Genomic DNA, 23,739 nt, shown 5'->3' with positions numbered 1-23,739 from the left:
TTTTCAGATGCGCTGTTTTTCTATTTTCAGTTGAGGGTTCTCACACCTTAAAGCTGCTGAAAATCATCGCGAAACTGATGATAATCGGATACGCGGCATTCCAGCTTCAGACGGGTTCCGTCCGGTTCATAGTTCGTTGACTGAATATGGGCATGTTCATTGAAATAGGCGACCAATCGACCCTGCTCATAGGGGATTAATATTTCGCATGCCATGTAATTTTGGAAGATGCGGTCACGAATCAGCTGTGTGAGCTCTTCCATGCCGCTTTGCTGTCTGGCAGAAAGGTAGACGAGATCCTTTTCTACTCGAGGATAGGCATGCTCCGTCAAATCAGATTTGTTGTAGGCAAAAATCATGGGAATATGATCTGCGCCCAGCTCTTTCAACGTGTCATTGGTCACTTGAATATGTTTCTCGTAATCGGGATTAGAGATGTCTACGACTTGAATTAACAGATCAGCTTCTGAAACTTCCTCCAAAGTAGAGCGAAAAGCTTTAATTAAATGGTGGGGAAGTTGGCTAACAAACCCTACCGTGTCTGTTAACAGAAATGTTTTACGGTCGGGCAAGGTGATACTGCGAACTGAGGTCTCCAACGTGGCGAACAACATGTCTTTGGTAAAGACTTGTTTATGTTGCTTATCTGCTCGCGGATTGTACTGTTCGATCATGGCATTCATCAGACTTGATTTCCCGGCATTTGTATAGCCAACGACACAAATAACCGGAATCTCATTTTTGCGCCGCTGCTTCCGTTGTGTTTGGCGCCGTCCAACTAGCTTCTCTAACTCGGATTGTAAAGCTGCGATACGATCTTCGATCTTACGGCGGTCAAGCTCGAGCTTTGTTTCACCCGAACCCCGATTTTTCAAGCCGGCTCCGCCACCTTGGCGTCCTAAAGACTCACGCAGTCCGACGAGTCTGGGAAGCATATAGTGGAGTTGCGCAACCTCAACTTGCAGCTGCGCTTCCCGTGTTTGAGCGCGCTCCCCGAAAATATCCAGAATCAAGATCGTTCTGTCAATGACTTTGCAGTCAAGGGAAGATTCCAGATTTCGAATCTGAGAAGGAGTCAATTCATCGTTACATATGACCACTGAGGCGTCCTTGTCGCTAATTAGAGCGGCTAATTCCTGAATTTTTCCCGTTCCGATGTAGTGGGAAGGATTCACACGCGTAACTTTCTGTGATAACTCGCCAACCACTTCAATATGACAAGCTTCAGCCAGGTTGCTTAATTCCTCCATCGAATAAGCAAAATCCGATCGGTTCCATAGATGGACACCGATAATAATCGCTTTCACTTTCTGTTGTTCCATAGGTCATCATCCTTTCAAATTGGGAAATAAAAAGAAACAACACAAGCAGCAGGCTTGTGTTGTCAGTGGTTGAGAGGACGTTGACTATCATAGTGAATACAAGAAAACAAACAACAGTTGGCCGAGAAGGATACTTCACCTTCCTACAACTGAGCTTCTTGATTCACAGATAGGTGCAACAAATCAGGGTTATAAATGGACAAACTTATCCTGAGTCCTCTGTACACAGACAGAATCTTGAGCGCTATTCAATTAGCCGCGCAAAGATCTAACTCGGATAAAATCTATCACACGTAACCCCTCCGTTCGTTTTAATTATTATCAGATTAACACAAGATCAACCTCCTTGGCATTATGAAGGAATCATTATAGTTATTTTTTATTGGCGGACGATAAAAGTGAGTGATTTTGACAAGCTGCAACGACTCATGATACGTTACTTTTCAAGTCGATATATCTTATGGAAGCGGTGATTGTATCCCATGTATGAACAAAAGACGAAGGAAAACGATATAAGCGTTTTAGCGTTTATTGAGGATGTCGATAGTCCTAAGAAACGTGAAGACGCCTATAAGCTTCTGGATATCTTTACGGAAACATCCGGCTATCCGGCGAAGATGTGGGGGCCTAGCATCATTGGTTTTGGATCATATCATTACAAATATGCCAGCGGACATGAAGGCGATGCGCCGCTTGTTGGATTTTCGCCAAGGAAAGGCAAAATTAGTTTGTATTTCGCAACAGGTGACTCGCAGCGGGAATCACTTTTGCAGGATTTAGGGAAACATACGACCGGGAAAGCCTGCGTTTACATTCATAAAGTGGATGACATCCATGTAGATGTTTTAAGGTCGTTAATCAAGCAATCGATACAGTTCCTGAAAGAGACATATCCGGATTAAATAGGGGATGAAGCACGTTCTAGCGATGCTTCATCCTTTATTTATATTCATTAGAAATACGAGAATGATCGTTATAAAACAATTCTTTACTGATCGTTCTCAATATGCTAAGATACTTTCAGTAAGGACGACGTCATCCTGTTTCAAAAAAAAGAAACAGAGCGTGACTGTTTTTTTTGATAATTTAAGAATGATCATTCTTAAATAAATTATATGCTAAAGGAGAGATACAAGATGGGAAAATTGAATGGGAAAGTTGCTTTAATTACAGGTGGAAGCAGCGGAATTGGTTTTGAAACGGCGAGATTATATGTGGCCGAAGGTGCGAAAGTGGTTATTACCGGTCGTAATCAGGAAGCGTTGGACGCGGCAGTGGAGAGGCTTGGTGCATCTAACGTACTTGCCGTTCAGGCAGATGCGACTGATCCAACAAGTGCAGAAGAAGCTGTATCCAAAGCGGTCGAGACATTCGGTCGTCTAGATGTTGTTTTCGCAAATGCGGGTATTTCCGGTTATACGCCTGTTGGAGGGACTGAACTTACTCTTTTTGAGAAAATTATGCAAGTAAACGTGACTGGCGTATTTTTCACCGTTCAAGCTGCTTTGCCTCATCTGAAATCAGGAGCTTCCGTGATCTTAAACGGCTCCGTACTGGCTAAAGGAGGAAGCCCGGGTTATGCAGCTTATGCCGCAAGTAAAGGTGCAGTGACCAGTATGGCCAGAGTGTTTGTTTCAGAATTATCACCACACGGTATTCGAGTAAACACGATTGTCCCTGGAGCTACACGGACGCCAATTTGGGGTCAACCAGAGGGATTGTCAAAAGTTGAAGCCGCGTTAGCGCCTAAGATTCCAATGAATCGCTTAGGTGAACCTGTGGAGATCGCCAATGTGGCTTTGTTCCTGGCTTCTGATGATTCTTCCTTTGTTCAGGGGGCTGAAATTAGCGTAGATGGTGGCGCGGGATCATCCCCGATGGGCGCACCAGCTTATCGCCAGGCTTAATTGTATTGATTTTTAAAAATGAGTTTGTTATACTTTATTTAAATTTTCAGGAGTGGAGTTGAAGGCATAATGTAGGTTTTCTTGCTAACGGTAAAACATTAAAGCGATTTTTCGCATGTTTTATTTCGTATGCAAGAAAGTTACATTATCTTTCACTCAAACGATACAAGATATCCTTATTTAACTCCGTCCAGGGGTTAATTAACTGTATTTATTTGAGCTACAAGAATGTAACTTTCTTGTAGCTTTTATTTTTTTTATACAGGAGGATCTATCTATGTCATTAATAAACGTTACAAACTTGACGTTCGCTTACGAAGGAAGTTATGATAACATATTTGAAAACGTCAATTTCCAAATCGATACCGATTGGAAATTAGGCTTTACAGGAAGAAACGGAAGAGGGAAAACAACGTTTCTCAATCTGCTGCTTGGTAAACTTGAATACAGTGGATACATTTCCGCTAATGTAAGCTTCGAATATTTCCCGTTTCCCGTTGAGAACAAAAGCAATAATACGATAGATGTCATCAATGACATTTATCCCGACTATATTCACTGGCAGTTGATGCGCGAGCTTTCACTTCTAAAGGTTTCCGAGGATGTTTTGTATCGGCCATTTGACTCCTTATCCAACGGAGAGCAAACGAAAGTGCTGCTGGCTACGTTGTTCATCAAAGAGAACAGTTTTCTTTTAATTGATGAGCCGACCAACCATCTCGATATGAAAGCAAGAAAACTCGTTAGCGATTATCTCAAATCGAAAAGTGGATTTATCTTGGTATCCCATGACAGATCCTTTCTCGATAACTGTGTAGATCACATTTTATCCATCAATAAGACCAACATTGAAATTCAAAAAGGTAATTTTTCAAGCTGGTGGGAAAATAAGTCGCGGCAAGATCACTTCGAGCTGGCAGAGAACGAAAAACTTCGAAAAGACATCAAACGATTGTCAGATTCCGCCAAAAGAACGGGGAACTGGTCGCACGAAGTGGAAAAAACAAAAAACGGAACAAGAAATTCCGGTTCCAAGGTAGATAAAGGCTATATTGGCCATAAAGCTGCTAAAATGATGAAACGATCTAAAGCCATTGAGCAAAGACAGCATTCGGCTATCCAAGAGAAGTCGAAACTCCTCAAAAATATCGAGAGCTCAGAAAGCTTAGAGATTTCGCAGCTTGCTTTTCACAAAAACCAGCTGGTTGAGCTTGATCATGTTTCCATTTATTACGGCGAGAAGACCGTATGCTCAGATATAAGTTTCACGATTGATCAAGGTGAGCGTATTGCGCTTTCAGGTCAAAATGGCTCTGGAAAATCAAGTATCATCAAGCTAATTTGCGGCGAGGATATGAACTACACAGGCAATATTCGAAAGGACAGCCAGTTAAAAATATCCTACGTGTCGCAAGACACATCGCACCTTCATGGAAATCTATCTGACTATGCTGCCGAATGTGGGATTGATGAAAGTCTTTTTAAATCCATTCTAAGAAAGCTGGATTTTTCCAGAATTCAGTTTGACAAGGATATTTCATCGTATAGCGGCGGACAAAAGAAAAAAGTATTAATTGCAAAAAGTCTGAGTGAGCAGGTACATTTGCATATTTGGGATGAACCGCTTAATTTTATAGATGTCATTTCTCGGATGCAAATTGAAGACTTGCTGCTCGAATATTCACCGACGATTCTGTTTGTAGAGCATGACCGGGAATTTTGCCATAACGTTGCAACTAAAATTGTAGAGCTCTAGATCTTAAGCTGCCGTGCCTAGAAACGGCAGCTTTATTAGTTCAAATGCAATTCTCATTTGAAAAATGGGATGTCATCGAATTTTTGTGTGGCTCAAACCCATCATTCTATGTTATATATGAAATGACTCAAATTTGACGAATGGAGTGATAGGAATGAGAATCGCCGCGCAACTGTATACGCTTCGCAACTTTCTGAAAACACCCGCTGATATTAGCGAAAGCTTGAAAAAAGTTAAGCAATTGGGTTATAACGCTGTACAAGCTTCCGGTATTGGACCAATCGACATTCAAGAATTTAAAGCGCTTGCAGACCAAGAAGGATTGACGATCTGTGCCACTCATATCGGATATAACGACTTGTTGAATGATATGGACGGCGTCATTAAGAAGCATCAAGCATGGGATTGTAAATATGTCGGTTTAGGCGGACTCCCGCCAGAGTTTCGGGAGAACAGCCAAGGCTATGCCACATTCGCCAAACAAGCTTCGGAATTTGGCAAACAGTTGAAAGATGCCGGGCTGCAGTTTATCTATCACAATCATGATTTTGAGTTCGCCAAATATGATGGGAAGACAGGCATGGACATTTTGTTTGAAATGTCAGACCCTGATAGCGTCGATTTCGAATTGGATGTTTACTGGGTACAAGCAGGTGGGGCAGATCCCGTGGAGTGGATCCGTAAAATGGATGGACGTATGAAGGTCGTACATTTTAAAGATATGATTGTGACTCCGGATCGGAAACAGCGTTTCTCCGAGGTCGGTGAAGGCAATATGAATTTCAAAGGAATCATTCAAGCCTGTGAAGACATTGGCGTGGAGTGGGCAGCGGTTGAGCAGGATGATTGCTATGACCGGAATCCATTTGAAAGCTTAGAGATTAGTTTTGCTAATTTAGCTAAACTAGGGGCAAAAGCTTAGTAGTTAACTACAAAAAGAACGGCTGCTTTGCACAGCCGTTCTTTTTTATTTAAACGCTTAAACGGTACGTCCTTCTAGATGCTTTACTTGATTCGTTTGACTCAGCGTGCCAGCTTTTTGCCTTTTGTGATAATACATATAGGAACCCGCGATAATAATATAGCCTGGAAGAAAGCCTAAACCGGCCATAAAGCCATCCACAGCGATGGTTGAATACACAGCTCCGGTTAAATCGAAGATCAAACCGGCATATGCCCATTCTTTGATTCGAGGAAACCCGGGAATAAGGATAGCTATGACACCTAATATCTTGGCAATTCCAAGAAAGGGAAGCAGATAATCAGGGTATCCCAAATGCTTGAAAAGTTCTACCGCAGACGCTGCTTTTACCGTATCACCGATTGCGCCCATCCCCATAAATAACACAACTAAAGCAGTAAAAATCCAGTAAGGAATCGTAATTTTTTTCATTGCTTTCAGCCTCCTAGGATCGCATCCATTTGATTTATGTTATGAATATACCCTATAAGGAATATTCCTGTCAAGGAATATATTATGCAGGCATAGTGGAAAAGACTTATCTCTAAGACAGAAAAGGGCATTTCAACGAAGTTGAAATGCCCTTTTTCCTAGAGTGTGATGGGGGTGTCAGAATCACTCTACAATCTGTTCTCCACCGGAAGCCATCGGCTCAAACGAATGGCGGACGGAAGCTTCTTCAATGTCATGAACAGCCCAATGACTGTCGGGTACATCAGTCCATGGCGAGTGGACGATTCCATGAAGTGGTCCACGGCCGAGTACCCGATTGATCACGGTAACAGCTTCTGCTCGAGTGAGCGGATTAGCTGGTCCGAAGGAGCCATCTGCATAGCCGTTCAAGTACCCTGCAGCTTGTGCAGCTTTAATTGCGTCTTCGGCCCATAGACCGGACGTATCTGTAAAGCCTGCTCCGGATCCTGCGGGACCCACCGCAAACCGGGCGGCAAGAGCTGCCATTTCCGCCCTGGTGATCGGCTGGTCCGGTCTGAAGGTACCGTCTGCGTAACCTTGCATCAGACCCATGCGTGACACTTGGGCAATCGCATCATAAGACCAAAGTTCCGGTTTCACATCAACGTATTCGCTGCCGCTGGCTAGTGCCGGTTTGGCAGCAATACGCGAGAGAATCATTGCCATTTCTGCGCGGGTAATGCGATTGTCCGGACGGAACAAGTTGTTGTCGTAGCCTTGAATGTACGGCTCATGCGAGAAGGACAATGTCCGGCCATCGACTTTCAAAAGGGCAAATGTACTAAATTTGGTTGTCGTGAATTGGATCCCGCGGCCGCTTTGGAGCGTGGTCACAGTGCCTTTTTTAAACTCCTTAGTTCCGTCACTATGTTCGATATAGACACCGATTTGTTGCAGCTCCGTATCGCTCAAATCATCTGGAAGCGGGAGAACGAGGGTAACCTCTTGATCATGCAGGTTTGTCGTAATGTCTACCGGCCGGCCAACCAACGAAGTTTTTGCGCCTCCGGTAACGCCTAGTACAACTGTCGCCGCGTTCGCGCGACGTTCCAAGTCCTGGCCGGCAGCCGAAGCTTTCACTGGAATAAGATTGAAATAACTATCATCTTTCATGTTTTTGAGTGAATGGTTAGCCATCAGGACTTTTACGTTAGCCGTATCGAGAACAAGATCAAGACCGCTGTCGCCAAGCAAGTTGAGCGACTCTTTACTCAATTGCACAGTTGTCATGGATACGTCATCTTTGGCATCCGGTAAGGAGATAATAGCCGAATTGGCGTCAGCAGATTTGGACTTCTGAATCAACGTTTTCGCATTATCACCTGAGATCTTAACTTCTTCTTTGCTTGTTCCGTCAGTTTGAGTAGTACGCAAGACATTCCATGCGTTGGTGTTCACAATCGCGCCTCCATAACCTCCTCCATAGCCGCCTCCACCCATCTGGGGAGTGGAAGGTGTACCGCTATTCGCGGCAATTTCATATTTGAACGCGTCTACAAGCATGTAGCTGCCTGATTTTTTGACCGCTTTCAATGTATGAGTGCCTTTCGAAAGTGACGAGATGCGGTAAAGACTTTGACCGGCATTTCGAATGGCTGAATAGGCATTGATCGTTTGCTTCAACTCCCCGTCGATATAGATGTCGATGTCACCCAGTTCCGGACCCGTTGGTGCGAGGAGCTCGATCCCGGTTCCTGTGAACGAATAGAGGTAGGAGTCTCCATTCATGGAAGTGGCATGGACATCGTCTGCATAGTCACCTGCGAAAGAAAAGGTAAGCTTCAAGCTGCCGACAGGCTGAGCAGCAAGATATTCTTTTTTAATCGTCACTTGGTGCCCGGTGATGACATAATCAACAGGACTCACGAGCTTGCTCGCGCCGTTTGAAATGCTTTGCAGGCTGTCCGGGTTGCCCAAGAGGTTAACGCTCACATCGGCAGCCGTCGTTTTATTAAAATCAGCGGCAGAGATATCCATCATGTCGGGCTGCTGGACTTTAAGCGCATCAATCAGCATGAACTGCCCTGACTTTTTGACTGCTTTCAATGTATGAATACCAGGTGTCAATTGACTAACGGTATAGACTTCTTGCTGAGCTACGTTGTGCGAATTCGCTCCGAACGTATGAGCCGTTCCATGTAGTTGACCGTCGATATAGATGTCCACATCGCCTTGGCCTTGATCGACTTCTGTTATATAAGTAATGCCAGTGCCATTAAAGGTATAGGTGAAAAAATCGTTGTTTTGCTCGACATAATGAACGTCCTTGCCATAGTCGTTAAAAGGCCGGTTCGTGCTGCGGTTCCAAGCTCCGGTGTAGTGGATTTCCGAGTTGTCGTCATTGATATAGGTGAACCTTCCGGGAGAGGCGGAGTTGCTAATAGTAATGGCGAACGTTCTCGGATTGCCTGATAGGAAATTGAAGGTCAAATTCGTAAGACCAACAGGCTGTTGATTCAAGTAGGATTTTGAGATTTTCACAACATCATTCGTAACGGTATAGTCCTGACCAGGGGTTAAGCTGTCTGTGCCGTTCATAATGCCAGTCAAGCTATTTGCGCTACCTAGCGTAAGCGTTGTAAGGACGTCCGCTTGTGCGGATGTTTTTTTGTCAAAAGCAGCAGTTACAGGATTGAGGGACGTTCCAGTGATCGCGATAGACAGGGATTGCGAGTCGCCACCAGCAAAAGTGAACGCCAGTTGGACAGGTTGCCCCGATGGCTGCTGGAGGAGGAATTCTTTCTTAATCGTTACAAGATTGCCTCCGCTTATAGTGTAGTCCGTATTTGGCTGCAGGGAAACTGCGCCATTATTGATGCCTGTCAGCGAACTTGCGCCCAGGAGGAGATTCGTCGTGATGTCTGCTGGTTGATCTTTGTCAAAGCTGTTCGTAGAAGGTTGGCCAAGAAGCGTTTCCGTCGTCACCTTTAAAGCATCCAGGATGAAATAGTATTGGCCGGTGCCGTTTCTTAGCACTCTAAGCGTGTGCTGACCTTGCGGAAGATCGGCGATACGATAGACCGAGTATAAGCCGGATTGCTGAGGACCTTCGGCATCGACAGTGCCTTTCAGCTGTCCATCGATATAAACGTCCATCCGTCCATTGGATGTGCCCTGCTCAGAGAACAGTTCAATGCCAGTGCCCGTGAACGTGTAGCTGAATTCCGGCTGCGTCCCGTTGTCCGGCTCACCGTAATGAACATCATCCAGATAGTCCCCGAAAGGTCTTCCGCCGCTGTGACCCCACTTATTCGAATACTGAATGAGTGGATCCGTATCGTTAATATAGACCGAATGAGAGACTGTAGAGCCTAATGAATTCACTGGCTGCAATGCATGAGTTTCGATTTGACTAGCAGGAGAGGGGGAGGAGTCCGTAATCGCAATGGACAAATCCTGTGCATCGCGAACCAATTCTTTGCCGCCATTACGTGTCCAAGTTCCCGTGTATCGCACGCCTGTGTCGTCGTCATTGACGAAAGAAGTACCGCTTTGAGCTGTTACTTTGAATAGGCGAGAGGCGTGTGGCTCCAAGGAAACTGGGCCATAGCTTGACGAGTAAGTGCCAAGTTCGGTATGGCTCCACAGGTCGCGAACGGAAGCAGGGCCATTCAGGCCGATGTCGTTCCAGTTAACAGTGACAGGCGCTGCTTTGTTGCCCAGATTGAAAAGCGCAACCGTGTACGTACCGTCACCGTTATTCGCATACCATACTTGCTGATTGGTCGATGTTGAAACCGGATGAACGGGACGTCCAGCCTGATTAACCGCGATGACTTCGTCATTCGTCAGCAAGTCAAGACCATAAGCGTCGAGGTTGGACAGGTCGTCGCCTGTATAAAACTGCGCGGCCGAGGCGGCCCACAGCGTAGCTGCTGTTTGCCTTTTGTCCTTGGTCAAACCGGAGGTTGCGCCATTGCCGACATTCAAGGAGTCGAAATCATTCCAACCTCCCGGTCCGGCATCGCGCCACCACAGGGCTGCGTCAGGGAACAAACGTGCAATGTTAGCCCATTGCGTCATACCGACCTCACGGTCATAGGACTCCACGTCCCAATCGACCCGCCAGCCGTTCGCGTATTTTTTCCAATAGTCCACGTAGTTGTGGTCGAGAGCCCAAGATAACTCAAACCAAATATTGTGTCTGCTAAGCGCCGTTGACCAAGCTTTGACATCGTCACGCGCATCGATACTGACATCATTATGCCCGGAGCCTGGCGTTACGCTGTCGAATTTGACGAAATCTACGCCCCAGGAAGCGATGGCGTCCGCGACGGAATCGATATACTTTTGCGCGCAAGGATTGCTGAAATCAATTTTGTATCCGATGTTCCAATAATCCGCGAATTTGTAAGGTTTTACGACGATATCACCGATGTTACAGCCAGGGGCATTATAAATAGGTAAGTTCTGAGTGACCGCATCAGGCGAAACGCCGGGAATTAAATATAGGCCGACTTTTTGGCCGTTACCGTGGATGTAATCAACGAGATGCTGAAAACCTCCCGGATAAAGCGCAGCGCTGGGCACCGGTCTGCCGTATTCGTCCATGCTGCCGTTCCAGCCCGCATCGATATTGATATATTTGTATCCATGAGCCTGCAATTTCTCATGCATGGCGTCCGACATCTTCTTGATCTTGGCTTCGGAAATCCAGTTGCCGGACGGACCATCGTAGACCTGCATGCTGTAGCTGCTCCAGCCCATATACGGCTTCTGTGCCAAGCCATTGTCCGCGGCTTTGACCGTCCCTACTCCGGAAGGGATGTAGCCGATCTGCGCAATGACAACGATAGCGAGCAGCAATCCCAGCCATACCTTCCTTCGGCGTTGCAATCTGCTTTTCATCTTCACTTGTCTCCTTTGTCGTTGATATAACTACATTTATGTAAGCGCTACCGCACTCGCACATGTCCGATTATATAAGATCATTTCTGAATGAGGATAGGTACACTTCTGCCCGAAACCGTACCAAATGCCCGTTTTTTATTAGAAACGGGCCATCCCTTTTTGCACTTTACGAACCGTTGAGCAGTCCATACCTCGGAACCTCTCAGAGGGGATATAAAAAAGAAGCTGTCCCCTAGTAGCTATAACTACAGAGGCAGCCTCATGGATGTGTTTCGGTAAATTTTAATTTTCGATCAAACTGTGGAGAGGTACTTCTTGTTCTTGATCAGGTTGATCTAACGGATAAATTCTTGCCGTTTCATTCGCTTCATCGACATTTTGAATATAGATAGGAACACCGTTGCATGAAACGTTAGCCATAACCGGAGAAGCAGCGATTTGTGAGGCACGTAGTTTGTTCATGTCAATTAATCTCCTTCAGGTAGTATAAACACGAAACATATTGTTTCCTCTCTAGCGCTTAATTATTTGAGAGCATATAAAAAAGGAGCTAAGCACAACAAGTGGCTTAGCTCCTCATTCAATGGACTATTTAATCACACGTCGCGCTGTCATGTAGTGAGAATTCCAATAGGAATTAATCGTAGTGATTTTCACGCCGCCAGCACCGTAAGTATTAAGCATCTTGTTATTCCCAAGGTAAACGCCTACATGACCGACTCCTGATCTGCCAGGAACAGAGAAGAATAGCAGGTCGCCTTTCTTCCAATTGCTTTTTGAAACGAAACTACCAACTTTGGATTGCTGAGCAGCCGTTCGAGGCAATGTGATGCCGTATTTACCGAAAATGTATTTCGTCAGTGTCGAGCAGTCAAAGTTTTTCGTTTGCCCAACTGCTGCACCGAACTTATAAGGTGTGCCCAGATATCTTTTACCTAATGCAATAATTCTATCCGCTTTCGACGTACTTGTAATTGTAGCGTCAATAGTGGCAGTACCATTATCCGTAGCAGCTTGAGTAGGCTGTGGACTACTAATTACCCCTCCTGAGATAGCAACGGTCGCTCCAATTGTCATAATAGCCAATCGCTTGCTCCATTTATGATGTAATTTCATAGTTATTGTCCTCCTCCTTGTTGTGAGCGCTAATTTCTTAGCTGAGCCTAGTATAGCAGACTGGAAGTCTCCTATAATTTGCTAGGAGAGGGGAAAACCGTGGGCTGGCAAGGGTCAAGCCTGCTTTATTAGAAAACCATGAGAATCTTCTAAAAAAATTATTCTTGACTAGCTAAATCATTATGAAACCCTGTTAAATCAACAGTTTTGCCATGCAAAACAATGATTTTTCTATTCAGAATTGGTTTAATTGTTCATAAAAAAAAGAGCAGTTTAAACTAAGTGCTAGTTTAAATTGCTCTTTATGATTGATTTGATCATTGCGTAGGCAAGCCATTCGGAACATAGTACGGTGGAATCTTAATCCAGCCGCGTTTCCGCATTAAGGTTTTTAATGAAGCTCCATACTTCAACTTCTCCGCCTGAAAACCGGCAAACATGAACCCTACATCATTGCGCACGGATTGAACGGCACCGGTTGCACACATCATGTAATTGGCGACAACTTTAATGGAAAGCGCATTGGCAATCTCATCATCCGTTAATTTGACACCCATTGGGATGGTCTGTGGGTCGGACTGGGGCTTTTTTTCGGATACCGGAGGGAGACTTACGCCTTCTCGCAGCATAAAATCCCTAATTAAATTTGATTGCGCGGTTGCTATCTCCATAGATCCATGAAGGGCGTCTAACAATTCGATATCAGTTGTCGTATTGAGTCCAATTTGTACGCTTGCTATTTCTTCTTCGAGCATGGTTAAGTACGTCCAACAAGTCATGGCTTCGCCTATATGTAAAGGTGGTTTTGGTTCGTTATCAACGAGTGTTTTCATCACATCAAGTACTGTTTCAAGTATGTTTGTCAATCTAATATCATCCTTTGTTTTATTTGTTAGTTTGTTTAATCGTACAAAAATTATTCGGATTTGCTTTTTTCTATTCCATATAACTCGTTCATATGCGCTGCATGAGACATTCCCCAATCGTTTATTGCTTGTAAAAGAGGTATCATTTTTTTGCCATATTTGGTTAAGGAGTATTCCACTTTTGGAGGGATTTGAAGAATGATTTCACGGTGCACGATATCATGAAATGCTAACTCTCTTAATTGCGCGGCCAGCATTTTTTTCGTTATATCCGGGATTGCTTTATGAAGTTCACTAAATCTCATCGTTTCATGCTTAAAAAGGTGTAAGAGAATAACGGGTTTCCATTTGCCGACCAGAATTTCAAAAGCAGCTTCGACACTAGAACCATCAGGCAATTGATGTCCTCCTTTTATAACGCGAATTTCATTTGCCGTATATGTTAATAGATGATTCTAAATTAAAAACCAGAACAAGGCGGCCGAATAAGGTTGCTTTTTTTGTGCTGCAGCGTTATGAGTTGCCATAGGTGTGAGTACGTGATACAATATCCTGACGAACGTTCGGAAGGGAGAGGTAATATGACTGCTGATCGAATTAAAGAGATTGCCCTTAAGCATTTTGCCAGTAATGGATACGAAGGTGCCTCACTCGCGGATATTGCAACGGATGTAGGGATCAAGAAACAATCGATATATACACACTTCAAAGGGAAGGATGAACTTTTCCTTGCACTACTTGACGATGTGTTGGGCCGGGAATTGGCGTTTGTTCTTGATTATCTAGAAAGCCACAAAGATCTTGCCATTGACCAGCTGCTTTACGGTTTCCTTATTCAATATCAGGATTGCTATGAAAAGGATGATAATACGAAGTTTTTCTTGCGTGTAGCCTTTTTCCCGCCGACTCATCTCTATGAGGTCATTGTCAAGAAGGGTTATCACTATTTAGATACCTTGGACACGATGTTAATCCCGCTATTTGAGCAAGCCATTGCAAATGGAACCATAAGCAAAGAAGTCAGCAGTAGCGCGGCGACCGTTGCTTTTTTAGCGGTGCTGGATGGCATGTTCGTAGAATTGCTGTTTGGCGGAGTTGAAAGATCGATGAAAAGAATAGAAGCTTCTTGGTTTGTCTATTGGCGCGGCATCAAGAAGTAAAACAACAAGAGGAGGTTCACACACCATGAATCGCAATTGGATTTATATTTTTATAGGGGCCTTTTTTGAAGTTTTATGGGTCACAGGTTTAAAACATTCGCATACAACGATGATGTGGATAGGCACAATCATTGCGATGTATATCTCGTTTCATTTGGTTATTAGCGCATCTACGAAACTGCCGGTGGGTACCGTCTATGCGGTCTTTACGGGAATGGGGACTGCAGGCACAGTTTTGGTAGAAATGCTGGTCTTTGGAGAACCGTTCAGGTTTCTCAAAGTATTTCTCATTCTCCTGCTTTTATCCGGTGTATTCGGACTGAAATTTGTCACAAAGGAGAATGATAAGAAAGGAGCTGCCGTCTAATGGGTTGGATTTTTCTGATGTTTGCCGGTATTTTCGAAGTTGTAGGCGTTGTGGGCATGAACCAGATTAATAAGTCGAAAAATATTCGCTCGTTTAGTCTTTTCATCGTTGGTATTGTTATGAGTTTCTCGCTTTTGAGCTTGGCAATGAAAAGTTTGCCGATGGGCACTTCTTATGCCGTCTGGACAGGGATCGGTACAGTGGGCGGAGCCATCGTCGGTATGCTTTTTTATGGTGAGTCGAGGGATTGGAAACGTTTGATGTTCATTGCGATGGTATTGGCTGCGGCCGTTGGTTTGAAATTAATTGCATAACCACATAGACATCGATTTACAAAAAAATTGCATGAATAAGACGCTATCGTTCGTGAAGAACCGTTTCCTAAAAAGAAATCCTATGTAATAATAGACATAAAAAAGTAAGAGGTAAAGGAGTACATCTTCAATGAAAATCAATTATCATGGTCATGCCTGTATTCAAATTCAAACGGGGGATAAATCTCTCATTATCGATCCATTCTTAAGTGGTAATCCTACGGCCAAAATTAAGCCAGAGGACATTAAGGTGGATGCCGTGCTGCTAACGCATGCTCATATGGACCATATTCTCGACGCAGCACCTATTGCGAGCGCTAATAACGACGCACCGGTTGTTTCTATTGTCGAGCTTGCGTCCTATATGTCTTGGCAGGGTGTAAAAAATACCGTCGGCATGAACATGGGAGGCACATGCGATTTGGGCTTCGCTAAGGCGAAAATGGTTCAAGCGTTCCATAGCTCAGGCATCGTTATTGAAGAAACGAAACAAATTCTGTACGCGGGCATGCCTGCCGGGTTCCTTGTGTTCGCAGAAGGCTTAACGATCTTGCACGCGGGAGACACCTCCTTATTCAGCGATATGAAAATGATTGGCGAGCGCCATCCGATCGACGTTGTTTTCTTGCCGATTGGAGACTTCTACACCATGGGACCGGAAGATGCCCTTCAAGCCGCGGAATGGTACAACGCGAAACTGACCGTGCCGATTCACCACAGTACATTCCCAGGTATCAAGCAAGACGCGGAGAATTTCGTGAAACAGCTTGAAGCACGAGGGTTGAAAGGCAAGGTCATGGCCCCTGGCGATGAGATTGAGATAGCGAGTCGCTAAGATGGGTCTAAGGTAGGATATATTGATGATTTTGTCGAAAGTATAACTGAGACTTCAAGCATTTCGAAAAACCGCGAGGGTTATATGCTCCGCGGTTTTTTTGTTTTTTTATTGATAAAATATTTCACAATTTGTAGTGGTGGTCATGGTATAATCGAACTATTATTCGACAACATGAGCGTATTTTTTCAAATAATAGAGAATGGTATGGATTTATTGTAGCTAAAGGGGGGGCTTAGTTGTGAGTGAACATACATCCGCAAGTCGGACAACTAGCAGCCAAACATCTGCTCATGCTCAACCGGTCAGGTCCGAGACGGAAGTTCCAAGCACATTGGATACTCGTCAAATGACACCTGCAAGTATTATGCAAATGCAGAGAACGCTGGGGAACAGGGCGGTTCAGGGTATGGTTCAAAGGATGGGGAATACGCATCCCGTTATTCAAAGAGCGGGAGGAGCGAGTGCAACCCCAGCTCCTGCCATTTCTCAAGAGCAGCAGCAGCGAAATGCTGATCTAGTAACTGCGCGTGACGCGAAAGTTACGACACTTGTTGATAGTTCTTATACGGAAATAAGCGAGAAACTGAAGCGAACGATCGATACATACCTGACTTCAGATTCCCAAGCGGATCCGATTCGAAAAAATGTGAAAGAAAAAGTGAAATCAGAAATTCGAGCAAGCATGGGGTCAACGGGTACAGCAGAACAGAGAGAAGATGCCTATAAGTTCGCACAAGCAAAAGCAGATGGTATTATGATAACCAAACTTAAAGAATATGCTATTGAAGTAGCGGATAGCGAGTTTGCCGTTAGCAAAAAAACAGCCATGAAGGATGAAGCGAACAAAGCCTATCTGATTACGCCAAATCTAAACAATGCCACATACGAAAAACAGAAAACAAAAGCAGCAGGGGATGCAAAGAAAAGGCTGGATACATATTCCAAAACCTTATTCACTAATTCGGTTACGGCATCTAAAAGAGCCATTGCCTTGAAGTTCGCTCCCCCAACTGCAGCTGGAGGTACCTCTGGTTTTGATTCCATCAGTGTTGGAAGGGCAGGAACGGATGAGTTAACCAAGCGAATTGGACTTGAAAGTCAACTGGTCGACTTGGACGTTGTGAGGCAAGAAACTATTGACGGGACGACTAGAGACATTAAAGATATGGAAGAAATTTATCTAAACATCCTTTTCGCTCCTATGAAATCAGCGGTTTTATCCAAATTAGGTGTAGGCCGAAGGGCGTTCAGAAGATCGGCGGAGTTGAATGCGTATCGTGAAGATCTTAAAAAAGCAGCGCGAACCAAAGTTAACGCACAGATCAATAACGAGATTGATAATCCATCAAGTACTTCAACCCCAACTAACTCTGCCCCTACAGGAACTACTCCGACAAGTGGGACACCGACTGGCGCAACCCAGTCCTCAACAAGCACTTCGACTCCGGGGCCCATGCAAAAAGAATATCTGAAAACGGCTACGAAGGCTGTTGCCTACAAGGAATCCAAAGTCCTAGTAGACGATGTGATGAGGGATGAAGCTAATCTCATTCTGGAAAGGGTCATTCCTAAAGCCCTTACCATTGAAGAAATGACAAAAGTAGCAAAAAGCTCAGCATATGAAGTGGCTAGATTACCTGCAGCACAGGCGGATAAGATTCGTGCCGCAAGCGTCAAGGCGGCAGAAGAACACGCTGCTAAATTACTGAAGCTGAACAAAGATAAAGCTGTACTTGAAGCTAGGAAGCTCACAAAAGGAACAAAAGCGGAAGGCACTACTGCAGCGACATTACCGGATGCAGCTAAAACCACGCAAATTAAAGAAGCTGTTCAAAATGATGAAAAAACGAAGAAACTTGCCAAAACGATTGTCAGGTCCGTAGAAGCAAGTGATTTATCTTCCGGTTTAACGAAAGTCGGCCATCTAATCGATATTTCAACACCTAATCCAGGGGATTCAAGTTCATTAGAATTAGAGCTGAAAATTCCAGTTGCCTCCGCAGCAGGCGGCGGTAATGCCTACTTCCTTTTCGGTTTCGCTGGGGAGGCGGAGCGTGAAGCGGATGAATTAAGTGTGAATTCCCAACTAACTTTTGGAGCAGGATTTACGACCTTTGGTTTTGATGCAAACGCACGTTTTGGGCTTTTCCTTGAAGGGAAAGGTAAAGATACAGCTACTGTCATGAATTTACTTTCCTATGGGTTATACAGACAGATGCCGGAAAGCGCACAGGCATACTTCTGGGGCAAAGGCGGTAAATCCGGCGAGTCAAGCTTGATTGAGGCTGAGAAGTGGGCCATGATGATCGAGGAAATGCATATGGGTGATGACGAAGCCGAGGTTAATGTTGGTTTCCTTACGAAATTAGCAATGGAAGCTAATGTAGGTGTCGCATCATTTTCTGCTGAGCTGGCTTTCAAACGCCTCAGTAAATATAACAAAGAGATTATTGAAGCGAAGGGCAAGGATGCAGCTGGTAATGTGATGTCTGCGGCAGAGCGTTTAACGGCTGAGAAGTCCGGTAAAGGCATTGGCAAAGGCGAAGTCAATACAACCGTAGAAGCGGGAACTGAAATAGAAATCGAGTTCGGTAAAGACAAGGTTGCGTTTGGTCTTGAAGGTTCTGCAACTTTCTTAAACGGGGACGAAACCAAGCTCAAAGAATTGAATCTGCAGCTATCGGCAAGTATCCCTTCGCAATTCGGAGAAGAGGGTGGAGATTTCACCAAGTATGCATCCAAAATTGTCACTGCTGCGATTGGCGGAGGTAAAAACCTTACTGCACTGTTCAAGAAGGGGATGGCTTCCAAGACAGATAAAGCAAAACAAGTGACTGGATCTTTAGTTGATGCTGGAACCGATGCGTTATATACGGGAAATTACTTCGATGATATTGGAGCAAGCTTTGCAAGTAAAATCCAAGGCGATGAAACGGTTAACGATACCATGCGATCCTGGCTGCCTGGCCAAGATTCAGAGGCATCCGATATTGAAACGGTTGATAAAATTGGATTATCCAATGCGCTTAAACTGGAAATTGGTTTCCAAAGGGAATATGATGGAAGAAGCGTACCAACCTCACCTTGGGTAATCGCAATTTCAGCTTCTCAAGTAAAATCGCTGGAAGTTGACGCAGAAATTGTTAAGGTTGCTGTAGAGAAGTCCAAGCGACTAGGGCAATTAGAATTCCGGAATGATAAAACCATGAAGTATGAGTTTATCGGTTTTGAGGGCGGTGGCCAAGACCGACCGGCGCCGACGCCATCTACAAGCACGGCCACGGCAGGAACGACCGGTGCAACGGGAGCGACAGGAGCGACAAGTACGGGAAGTACAACGAGTACAGGAAGTACGTCGAGTACTCAAACAGCACCGGTTCAAACTCCATCGCCGAGTACAGCTAGTACACCTACTCAAGTACCCGTGGTCACGCCATAAAATAGATGTGTAGAAACAACATGATTTAAAGGAGGTATGTAGATGGTTGATCTGAGAGCTAATGGCGACGAAGCGAAGTCAAGTTTGGATTTTGACATCGAAATCGTATTTCTGACCCTCGTTGGTGACGCATTGAAGGCTAATGCGAAGCGAATAACCCTTACTGAATCTGAGGAGAAGTCGCATTGTGTGCTTTATCTTGAAGTGGAATGGGGCGTATATCAGCAATTGTTAGCCGGCGAATGGATGGGGCTGTTCGCACAAGGAAGCAATCGAGATTTAGAAGTAAAATTCGATGAGCATCAACCTGTCGAGCTTCAAGTGATGTTAAAACAAAGCCTTATGAAAACTGCACTTCGCAAAGGTTCAGAGATCGAAAATGTGCTGCAATCCTTCGTTGAGGACTCGGAAGAATCGCGACCTCTGCGCCAAAGCGAAAGCTGGCTGATCACTGAAGTGAAGCAGCAAATGAGTTTGCCGGATGGACTAGATGGGGGTACTTTGAGAGTTGGCTACCGTACCCAATGGGCCGAGCCTGCGGTTTCAAAGGGAGCGTCCACCATCGTTAAATCTACTTTAAATGAGGTCGTGGACGACTATCTGAAACGGATGGAATTACCATTTGAATGGGTGGATGAAACCATTGCCCGTTTATCATTCTCAGGAGAGAATGGCGAATGGATCGTGTTGGTTCGTACAGATGAAGAGAAGCAAATTTGTATTGTATTTTCCATTTACCCAGCGTTAGTCCCCGAAGAGCAGCGGACGGAAGTGGCGAAATTCCTTTTCGAAGAGAATTATGACTTGGTGATCGGTAACTTCGAGATGGATGCAACAGATGGGGAGCTGCGGTATCGAACAAGCATCGATGTAGAGAACGACCGATTGACGATGGAGCTTTTCAACCAGCTTTTTACTACCAATGTCGTGATTATGGATCATTACTATCATGTGATTGATGACAGCATTCAGAACGTATAGTTTCAACAAAGTCCGCTAAATAGCGGGCTTTTTTTTCTGAGTAAATTGAAAGAAATTGGAGTTTACTATTATAGTAATGCCTATCGTTTGTTTCTATAATAAACTAAAAACACAACGAGGTGAGCTAGATGGAAACAACAATTGTAACCTCAACAACCAAACGTCGGTCTACAAAAGTAAAACGATGGGATTCCTTTATTACCGGGCATTTGTTTATCTCGCCTTGGTTAATTGGATTCTTATTGTTAACGCTTTATCCGATGATTCAATCCCTTTATTATTCATTTACCGATTTTTCGTTACTTGAAGAGGCGAATTGGGTAGGGGTCAGGAATTACGAGAAAATATTCACGGTAGACACTAGATTCTATCAATCTGTCAAAGTAACTTTCCTCTATGTGCTTGGTTCCGTTCCTTTAAGACTGATTGCTGCATTATTCATTGCTATGCTCCTTGCCAAGAGCCTTAGAGGGATATCGGCCTATCGAACGATGATTTACTTCCCTTCATTAATTGGAGGAAGCATTGCCGTATCGCTATTATGGAAAAATATTTTTGGCAGAGACGGGTATATCAACGAAGTTCTTGGTTTATTCGGTATCCAAGGCATAGGCTGGATCAACAATCCAGACACCGCTTTGAGCACATTGGTTCTGCTCGTCGTTTGGCAATTCGGCTCAGCAATGGTTATCTTTCTGGCAGGATTGAAACAAATCCCACAAGACCTGTATGAAGCTTCCTCTGCGGATGGAGCAGGGAAGGTTAGACAGTTTTTTAACATCACTTTACCGATGCTTTCCCCAACTATCTATTTCAATATTATTATGGGAATCATTGGTGCCTTTCAAATGTTCACGCCGGCAATGATCATCACACAGGGTGGACCAATGAATTCTACGTATGTGTACGCTTTATATTTATATGAGCGCGCTTTCAGTCAACTGCAAATGGGATACGCCTCCAGCCTTGCTTGGATTATGTTGATCATTATTGCACTTTCGACTTCCGTCATCTTTCTTTCGTCCAAGTATTGGGTTTTCTATGAATCTGAAAAGGAGGAACAGAAATGAGTACCTCTTTACAACGTAGACATATATTTACTCACGTCATTCTAATATGCTTGAGCGTAGCCATGATATATCCAGTCCTGTGGTGGGTCGGAGCTTCCTTAAAGTCCAATCAAGAGCTGAGCATGCCCGGACTGTTCCCGGCACATCCATTATGGAGCAATTTCTCGAAAGGTTGGAACGCCATTCCCGGCCATTCGTTTACTGATTTTTACATCAACAACTTTGAACTCATCATTGGACTTCTGTTTACGACGGTCATTTCTTGCAGCTTGGTTGCTTTTGGGTTTGCTAGATTGCAGTTTCGGCTGCGAAATTTCTGGTTTGCAATCTTAATGCTTACCTTGATGCTGCCAGGCCAAGTAACGATCATTCCACAATATTCGCTGTTTCATCATCTCGGCTGGGTCAATACCTATTTACCATTCATTGTACCTCACTCTTTGGCTGGGGGAGCAGGAGGAACCTTCTTCGTCTTCTTGCTTGTCCAATTCATTCGGGGGATTCCTAGAGAACTGGATGAATCAGCGAAAATGGATGGATGCAGCTGGTTCGGCATCTATTGGCGCATCGTGATGCCACTCACGAAACCCGCTCTTCTAACAGTTATTATCTATTGTTTTTTATGGAATTGGGACGACTTTTTTGGTCATCTGCTCTACATCAATTCGGTCGATAAGTATACCGTAGGACTGGCCTTAAGAATGCTCAATGATTCGCAGTCCGCTCAGCAGTGGGGACAACTATTGGCGATGGGGCTTGTTTCCATCATCCCGTCGGTGATCATTTTTACATTTGCGCAGAAATATTTCGTCGAAGGAATCGCCACAACAGGGATTAAAGGTTGAGCGAATCTTAGGAGAATTTTGAAACAAATCGTTGGGTACTATCATAGGCATGATGATTTGATAGAGCTATAGTTAGTAAAGATAGAAAATTCAAACTACTATATTACGAAGGGGTTATGACGAATGGCTACAATGAGAAAAAGACTAACAATCGCCATGTTAACAACAGCAATCGGATTATCGTTAGTAGGATGCGGTGCGGCAGAATCATCGCCTAAAGCAGCCGAGAGCAAGAGCCCAGGCAGTACAACGAATGCTACAACAAGCAATAAACCTGTTAAGCTGCGCATTATGTGGTGGGGATCTCAGCCACGTCATGATGCGACACTAAAAATGTTGGAGCTTTATACGAAAAATAATCCAAATGTCACGTTCGAACCGGAGTACTCAGGGTTTGACGGTTATATCGATAAACTGACTACCCAAGCCGCAGCGAAGAATGCTCCGGATATTATTCAGATGGACGCAGCGTGGCTGGCAGATTGGAACGCGAGAGGCCAGTTGGCGGATATCAGCAGTATCAATGAAAAGGATGTAGATCCTAAACTGGTTGAAGCTGGGAAATACAAAGATAAGCAAACGGCAGTTCCGCTTGGCGGGAATGCTTGGGGTCTCATTTACGACAAAGGGTCACTGGATAAACTCGGAATCAAGCTTCCGGCAGAAGGGATTACCTGGGATGCATTTTTCAGCCTAGCGAAAGACATTAAGTCCAAGTTGGACAAGGATCATTACGTCATTGGGGATTTTGCGAGAAATCGTGATATGTATACGTCCTATCAATTAAGTAAAGGAAAAGGTTACCCCGTTACACCGGATGGAAAGTTTAATTTTGATAAGGACACATGGTTGGAATGGATGAAGATGGCCGAAGATTTCCGCAATGCGGGTATTATTCCACCAGCTGATGTATCGGTTAGCGACGTTGATTTGGATCCAAAGCAAGACTTGATGCTTACTGGCAAAATTATCTTCAAAGCAGCGCATGCGGCACAAGCTTCTTCCTGGGATAGCTTGAAACCTGGCAGTATCGGTGTCTATGCGATGCCGAAGGACAAGCAGGGCGGAAGTTGGTTGAAGGCAACGTTCTTCTTCAGCGTTAGCCAAGATTCTCAGCATAAAGAAGAAGCCAAAAAGTTCATTGACTGGTTTATTAACAATCCGGAAGCAGGAGAAATTTCGGGAACAACACGCGGTGTGCCTGTTTCAAGTAAAATTCTCGCCCAATTACAACCGAAATTCAGTAGCGCCGATAAATTGACAATCGATATGATCAACATGGCTACACAAGGAGCTCAACAATTTAATCCGGGTGCAAAAGGCTGGAACAATTTCGATACGAAGGATTACAAAACGATCACTGAATCGATTATGTTTGGAAAAATGAAGATTGAGCAAGGATTTGACGAGCTGAAGAAAAAATCGGCTGAATATGAAAAATAAGTAGTTGTAAGCACCCCTTAGTTAACATA

The 23,739-nt window shown here is 44.4% G+C and carries 20 protein-coding genes; 13 read left to right on the top strand and 7 right to left on the bottom strand.

Annotated elements, in window-relative coordinates:
- Positions 1–47: 47 nt before the first annotated feature.
- Positions 48–1,322 carry a GTPase HflX gene (gene hflX, locus GON05_RS36530; protein ID WP_157326389.1) on the bottom strand — a complete coding sequence of 425 codons (1,275 nt, stop codon included), beginning with the start codon at positions 1,320–1,322 and terminating at the stop codon, positions 48–50.
- Positions 1,323–1,804: 482 nt separating this feature from the next.
- Here hflX and GON05_RS36525 point away from each other — a divergent pair, with 482 nt between their 5' ends.
- From GON05_RS36525 to GON05_RS36510, 4 genes are all read left to right on the top strand, one after another.
- A complete protein-coding gene (locus tag GON05_RS36525; RefSeq protein WP_157326388.1) occupies positions 1,805–2,224 on the top strand; it encodes a DUF1801 domain-containing protein in 420 nt (139 codons plus the stop codon).
- A gap of 234 nt (positions 2,225–2,458) precedes the next feature.
- Positions 2,459–3,229, top strand: a complete 771-nt coding sequence (locus GON05_RS36520) for an SDR family NAD(P)-dependent oxidoreductase (RefSeq protein WP_157326387.1) — start codon at positions 2,459–2,461, stop codon at positions 3,227–3,229.
- Between the two features lie 277 nt (positions 3,230–3,506).
- Complete coding sequence (locus GON05_RS36515; protein ID WP_157326386.1) at positions 3,507–4,985, top strand: Lsa family ABC-F type ribosomal protection protein; 1,479 nt, start codon at positions 3,507–3,509, stop codon at positions 4,983–4,985.
- 154 nt (positions 4,986–5,139) lie between these two features.
- Positions 5,140–5,907, top strand: a complete 768-nt coding sequence (locus GON05_RS36510; protein WP_157326385.1) for a sugar phosphate isomerase/epimerase family protein — start codon at positions 5,140–5,142, stop codon at positions 5,905–5,907.
- Positions 5,908–5,964: 57 nt separating this feature from the next.
- Here the strand turns inward: GON05_RS36510 and GON05_RS36505 are convergent, their stop codons facing one another.
- The 6 genes from GON05_RS36505 to GON05_RS36480 form a co-directional block, all read right to left on the bottom strand.
- Positions 5,965–6,378 carry a DoxX family protein gene (locus tag GON05_RS36505; RefSeq protein ID WP_157326384.1) on the bottom strand — a complete coding sequence of 138 codons (414 nt, stop codon included), beginning with the start codon at positions 6,376–6,378 and terminating at the stop codon, positions 5,965–5,967.
- Positions 6,379–6,561: 183 nt separating this feature from the next.
- Positions 6,562–11,268, bottom strand: a complete 4,707-nt coding sequence (locus tag GON05_RS36500; RefSeq protein WP_157326383.1) for a X2-like carbohydrate binding domain-containing protein — start codon at positions 11,266–11,268, stop codon at positions 6,562–6,564.
- 285 nt (positions 11,269–11,553) lie between these two features.
- Positions 11,554–11,733, bottom strand: coding sequence for an H-type small acid-soluble spore protein (locus tag GON05_RS36495; RefSeq protein ID WP_157326382.1), 180 nt, complete (start codon positions 11,731–11,733; stop codon positions 11,554–11,556).
- Positions 11,734–11,859: 126 nt separating this feature from the next.
- Complete coding sequence (locus GON05_RS36490) at positions 11,860–12,387, bottom strand: C40 family peptidase (protein WP_157326381.1); 528 nt, start codon at positions 12,385–12,387, stop codon at positions 11,860–11,862.
- A gap of 317 nt (positions 12,388–12,704) precedes the next feature.
- Positions 12,705–13,253 (bottom strand): DUF3231 family protein, encoded by a 549-nt coding sequence (locus tag GON05_RS36485; RefSeq protein WP_157326380.1) that lies wholly within the window; start codon positions 13,251–13,253, stop codon positions 12,705–12,707.
- A 50-nt stretch (positions 13,254–13,303) separates the two neighbouring features.
- The gene (locus tag GON05_RS36480; RefSeq protein ID WP_157326379.1) at positions 13,304–13,651 is read right to left on the bottom strand and encodes a winged helix-turn-helix transcriptional regulator; all 348 of its coding nucleotides are present in this window, start codon (positions 13,649–13,651) and stop codon (positions 13,304–13,306) included.
- Positions 13,652–13,834: 183 nt separating this feature from the next.
- On the opposite strand from GON05_RS36480, the gene GON05_RS36475 reads away from it, so the two are divergent.
- From GON05_RS36475 to GON05_RS36435, 9 genes are all read left to right on the top strand, one after another.
- Positions 13,835–14,413 (top strand): TetR/AcrR family transcriptional regulator, encoded by a 579-nt coding sequence (locus GON05_RS36475; protein ID WP_157326378.1) that lies wholly within the window; start codon positions 13,835–13,837, stop codon positions 14,411–14,413.
- Between the two features lie 25 nt (positions 14,414–14,438).
- Positions 14,439–14,780: a DMT family transporter gene (locus tag GON05_RS36470; RefSeq protein ID WP_157326377.1), complete on the top strand. Its 342-nt coding sequence runs from the start codon at positions 14,439–14,441 to the stop codon at positions 14,778–14,780.
- Positions 14,780–15,094: a DMT family transporter gene (locus GON05_RS36465; RefSeq protein ID WP_157326376.1), complete on the top strand. Its 315-nt coding sequence runs from the start codon at positions 14,780–14,782 to the stop codon at positions 15,092–15,094. The genes GON05_RS36470 and GON05_RS36465 overlap by 1 nt, the downstream gene beginning before the upstream one ends.
- 130 nt (positions 15,095–15,224) lie before the next feature.
- Positions 15,225–15,929 carry a metal-dependent hydrolase gene (locus GON05_RS36460; protein ID WP_157326375.1) on the top strand — a complete coding sequence of 235 codons (705 nt, stop codon included), beginning with the start codon at positions 15,225–15,227 and terminating at the stop codon, positions 15,927–15,929.
- A gap of 241 nt (positions 15,930–16,170) precedes the next feature.
- Positions 16,171–19,371: a hypothetical protein gene (locus GON05_RS36455; RefSeq protein WP_157326374.1), complete on the top strand. Its 3,201-nt coding sequence runs from the start codon at positions 16,171–16,173 to the stop codon at positions 19,369–19,371.
- A 42-nt stretch (positions 19,372–19,413) separates the two neighbouring features.
- Positions 19,414–20,352 (top strand): YbjN domain-containing protein, encoded by a 939-nt coding sequence (locus tag GON05_RS36450; protein WP_157326373.1) that lies wholly within the window; start codon positions 19,414–19,416, stop codon positions 20,350–20,352.
- A 128-nt stretch (positions 20,353–20,480) separates the two neighbouring features.
- Positions 20,481–21,422, top strand: a complete 942-nt coding sequence (locus GON05_RS36445) for a carbohydrate ABC transporter permease (RefSeq protein WP_157326372.1) — start codon at positions 20,481–20,483, stop codon at positions 21,420–21,422.
- The gene (locus GON05_RS36440) at positions 21,419–22,267 is read left to right on the top strand and encodes a carbohydrate ABC transporter permease (RefSeq protein WP_157326371.1); all 849 of its coding nucleotides are present in this window, start codon (positions 21,419–21,421) and stop codon (positions 22,265–22,267) included. Before GON05_RS36445 ends, GON05_RS36440 begins: the two co-directional genes overlap by 4 nt.
- A gap of 123 nt (positions 22,268–22,390) precedes the next feature.
- Positions 22,391–23,710: an ABC transporter substrate-binding protein gene (locus tag GON05_RS36435; RefSeq protein WP_127454312.1), complete on the top strand. Its 1,320-nt coding sequence runs from the start codon at positions 22,391–22,393 to the stop codon at positions 23,708–23,710.
- The last annotated feature ends 29 nt before the right edge of the window (positions 23,711–23,739 follow it).

It is taken from the genome of Paenibacillus anseongensis (assembly GCF_009757995.1).
Classification (GTDB): Bacteria; Bacillota; Bacilli; order Paenibacillales; family NBRC-103111; genus Paenibacillus_E; species Paenibacillus_E chondroitinus.
This window is presented reverse-complemented; position numbering and strand designations above follow the sequence as displayed.

Bases quoted from the DNA above. Each gene is read 5' to 3' on its own strand.
- GON05_RS36460 (WP_157326375.1), top strand. From the start codon at position 15,225: ATGAAAATCAATTATCATGGTCATGCCTGTATTCAAATTCAAACGGGG.
- GON05_RS36445 (WP_157326372.1), top strand. From the start codon at position 20,481: ATGGAAACAACAATTGTAACCTCAACAACCAAACGTCGGTCTACAAAA.
- GON05_RS36495 (WP_157326382.1), bottom strand. From the start codon at position 11,733: ATGAACAAACTACGTGCCTCACAAATCGCTGCTTCTCCGGTTATGGCT.
- GON05_RS36490 (WP_157326381.1), bottom strand. From the start codon at position 12,387: ATGAAATTACATCATAAATGGAGCAAGCGATTGGCTATTATGACAATT.
- GON05_RS36515 (WP_157326386.1), top strand. From the start codon at position 3,507: ATGTCATTAATAAACGTTACAAACTTGACGTTCGCTTACGAAGGAAGT.
- GON05_RS36520 (WP_157326387.1), top strand. From the start codon at position 2,459: ATGGGAAAATTGAATGGGAAAGTTGCTTTAATTACAGGTGGAAGCAGC.
- GON05_RS36500 (WP_157326383.1), bottom strand. From the start codon at position 11,268: ATGAAAAGCAGATTGCAACGCCGAAGGAAGGTATGGCTGGGATTGCTG.
- GON05_RS36525 (WP_157326388.1), top strand. From the start codon at position 1,805: ATGTATGAACAAAAGACGAAGGAAAACGATATAAGCGTTTTAGCGTTT.
- GON05_RS36505 (WP_157326384.1), bottom strand. From the start codon at position 6,378: ATGAAAAAAATTACGATTCCTTACTGGATTTTTACTGCTTTAGTTGTG.
- GON05_RS36450 (WP_157326373.1), top strand. From the start codon at position 19,414: ATGGTTGATCTGAGAGCTAATGGCGACGAAGCGAAGTCAAGTTTGGAT.
- GON05_RS36465 (WP_157326376.1), top strand. From the start codon at position 14,780: ATGGGTTGGATTTTTCTGATGTTTGCCGGTATTTTCGAAGTTGTAGGC.
- GON05_RS36475 (WP_157326378.1), top strand. From the start codon at position 13,835: ATGACTGCTGATCGAATTAAAGAGATTGCCCTTAAGCATTTTGCCAGT.
- GON05_RS36435 (WP_127454312.1), top strand. From the start codon at position 22,391: ATGGCTACAATGAGAAAAAGACTAACAATCGCCATGTTAACAACAGCA.
- GON05_RS36470 (WP_157326377.1), top strand. From the start codon at position 14,439: ATGAATCGCAATTGGATTTATATTTTTATAGGGGCCTTTTTTGAAGTT.
- GON05_RS36440 (WP_157326371.1), top strand. From the start codon at position 21,419: ATGAGTACCTCTTTACAACGTAGACATATATTTACTCACGTCATTCTA.
- GON05_RS36510 (WP_157326385.1), top strand. From the start codon at position 5,140: ATGAGAATCGCCGCGCAACTGTATACGCTTCGCAACTTTCTGAAAACA.
- hflX (WP_157326389.1), bottom strand. From the start codon at position 1,322: ATGGAACAACAGAAAGTGAAAGCGATTATTATCGGTGTCCATCTATGG.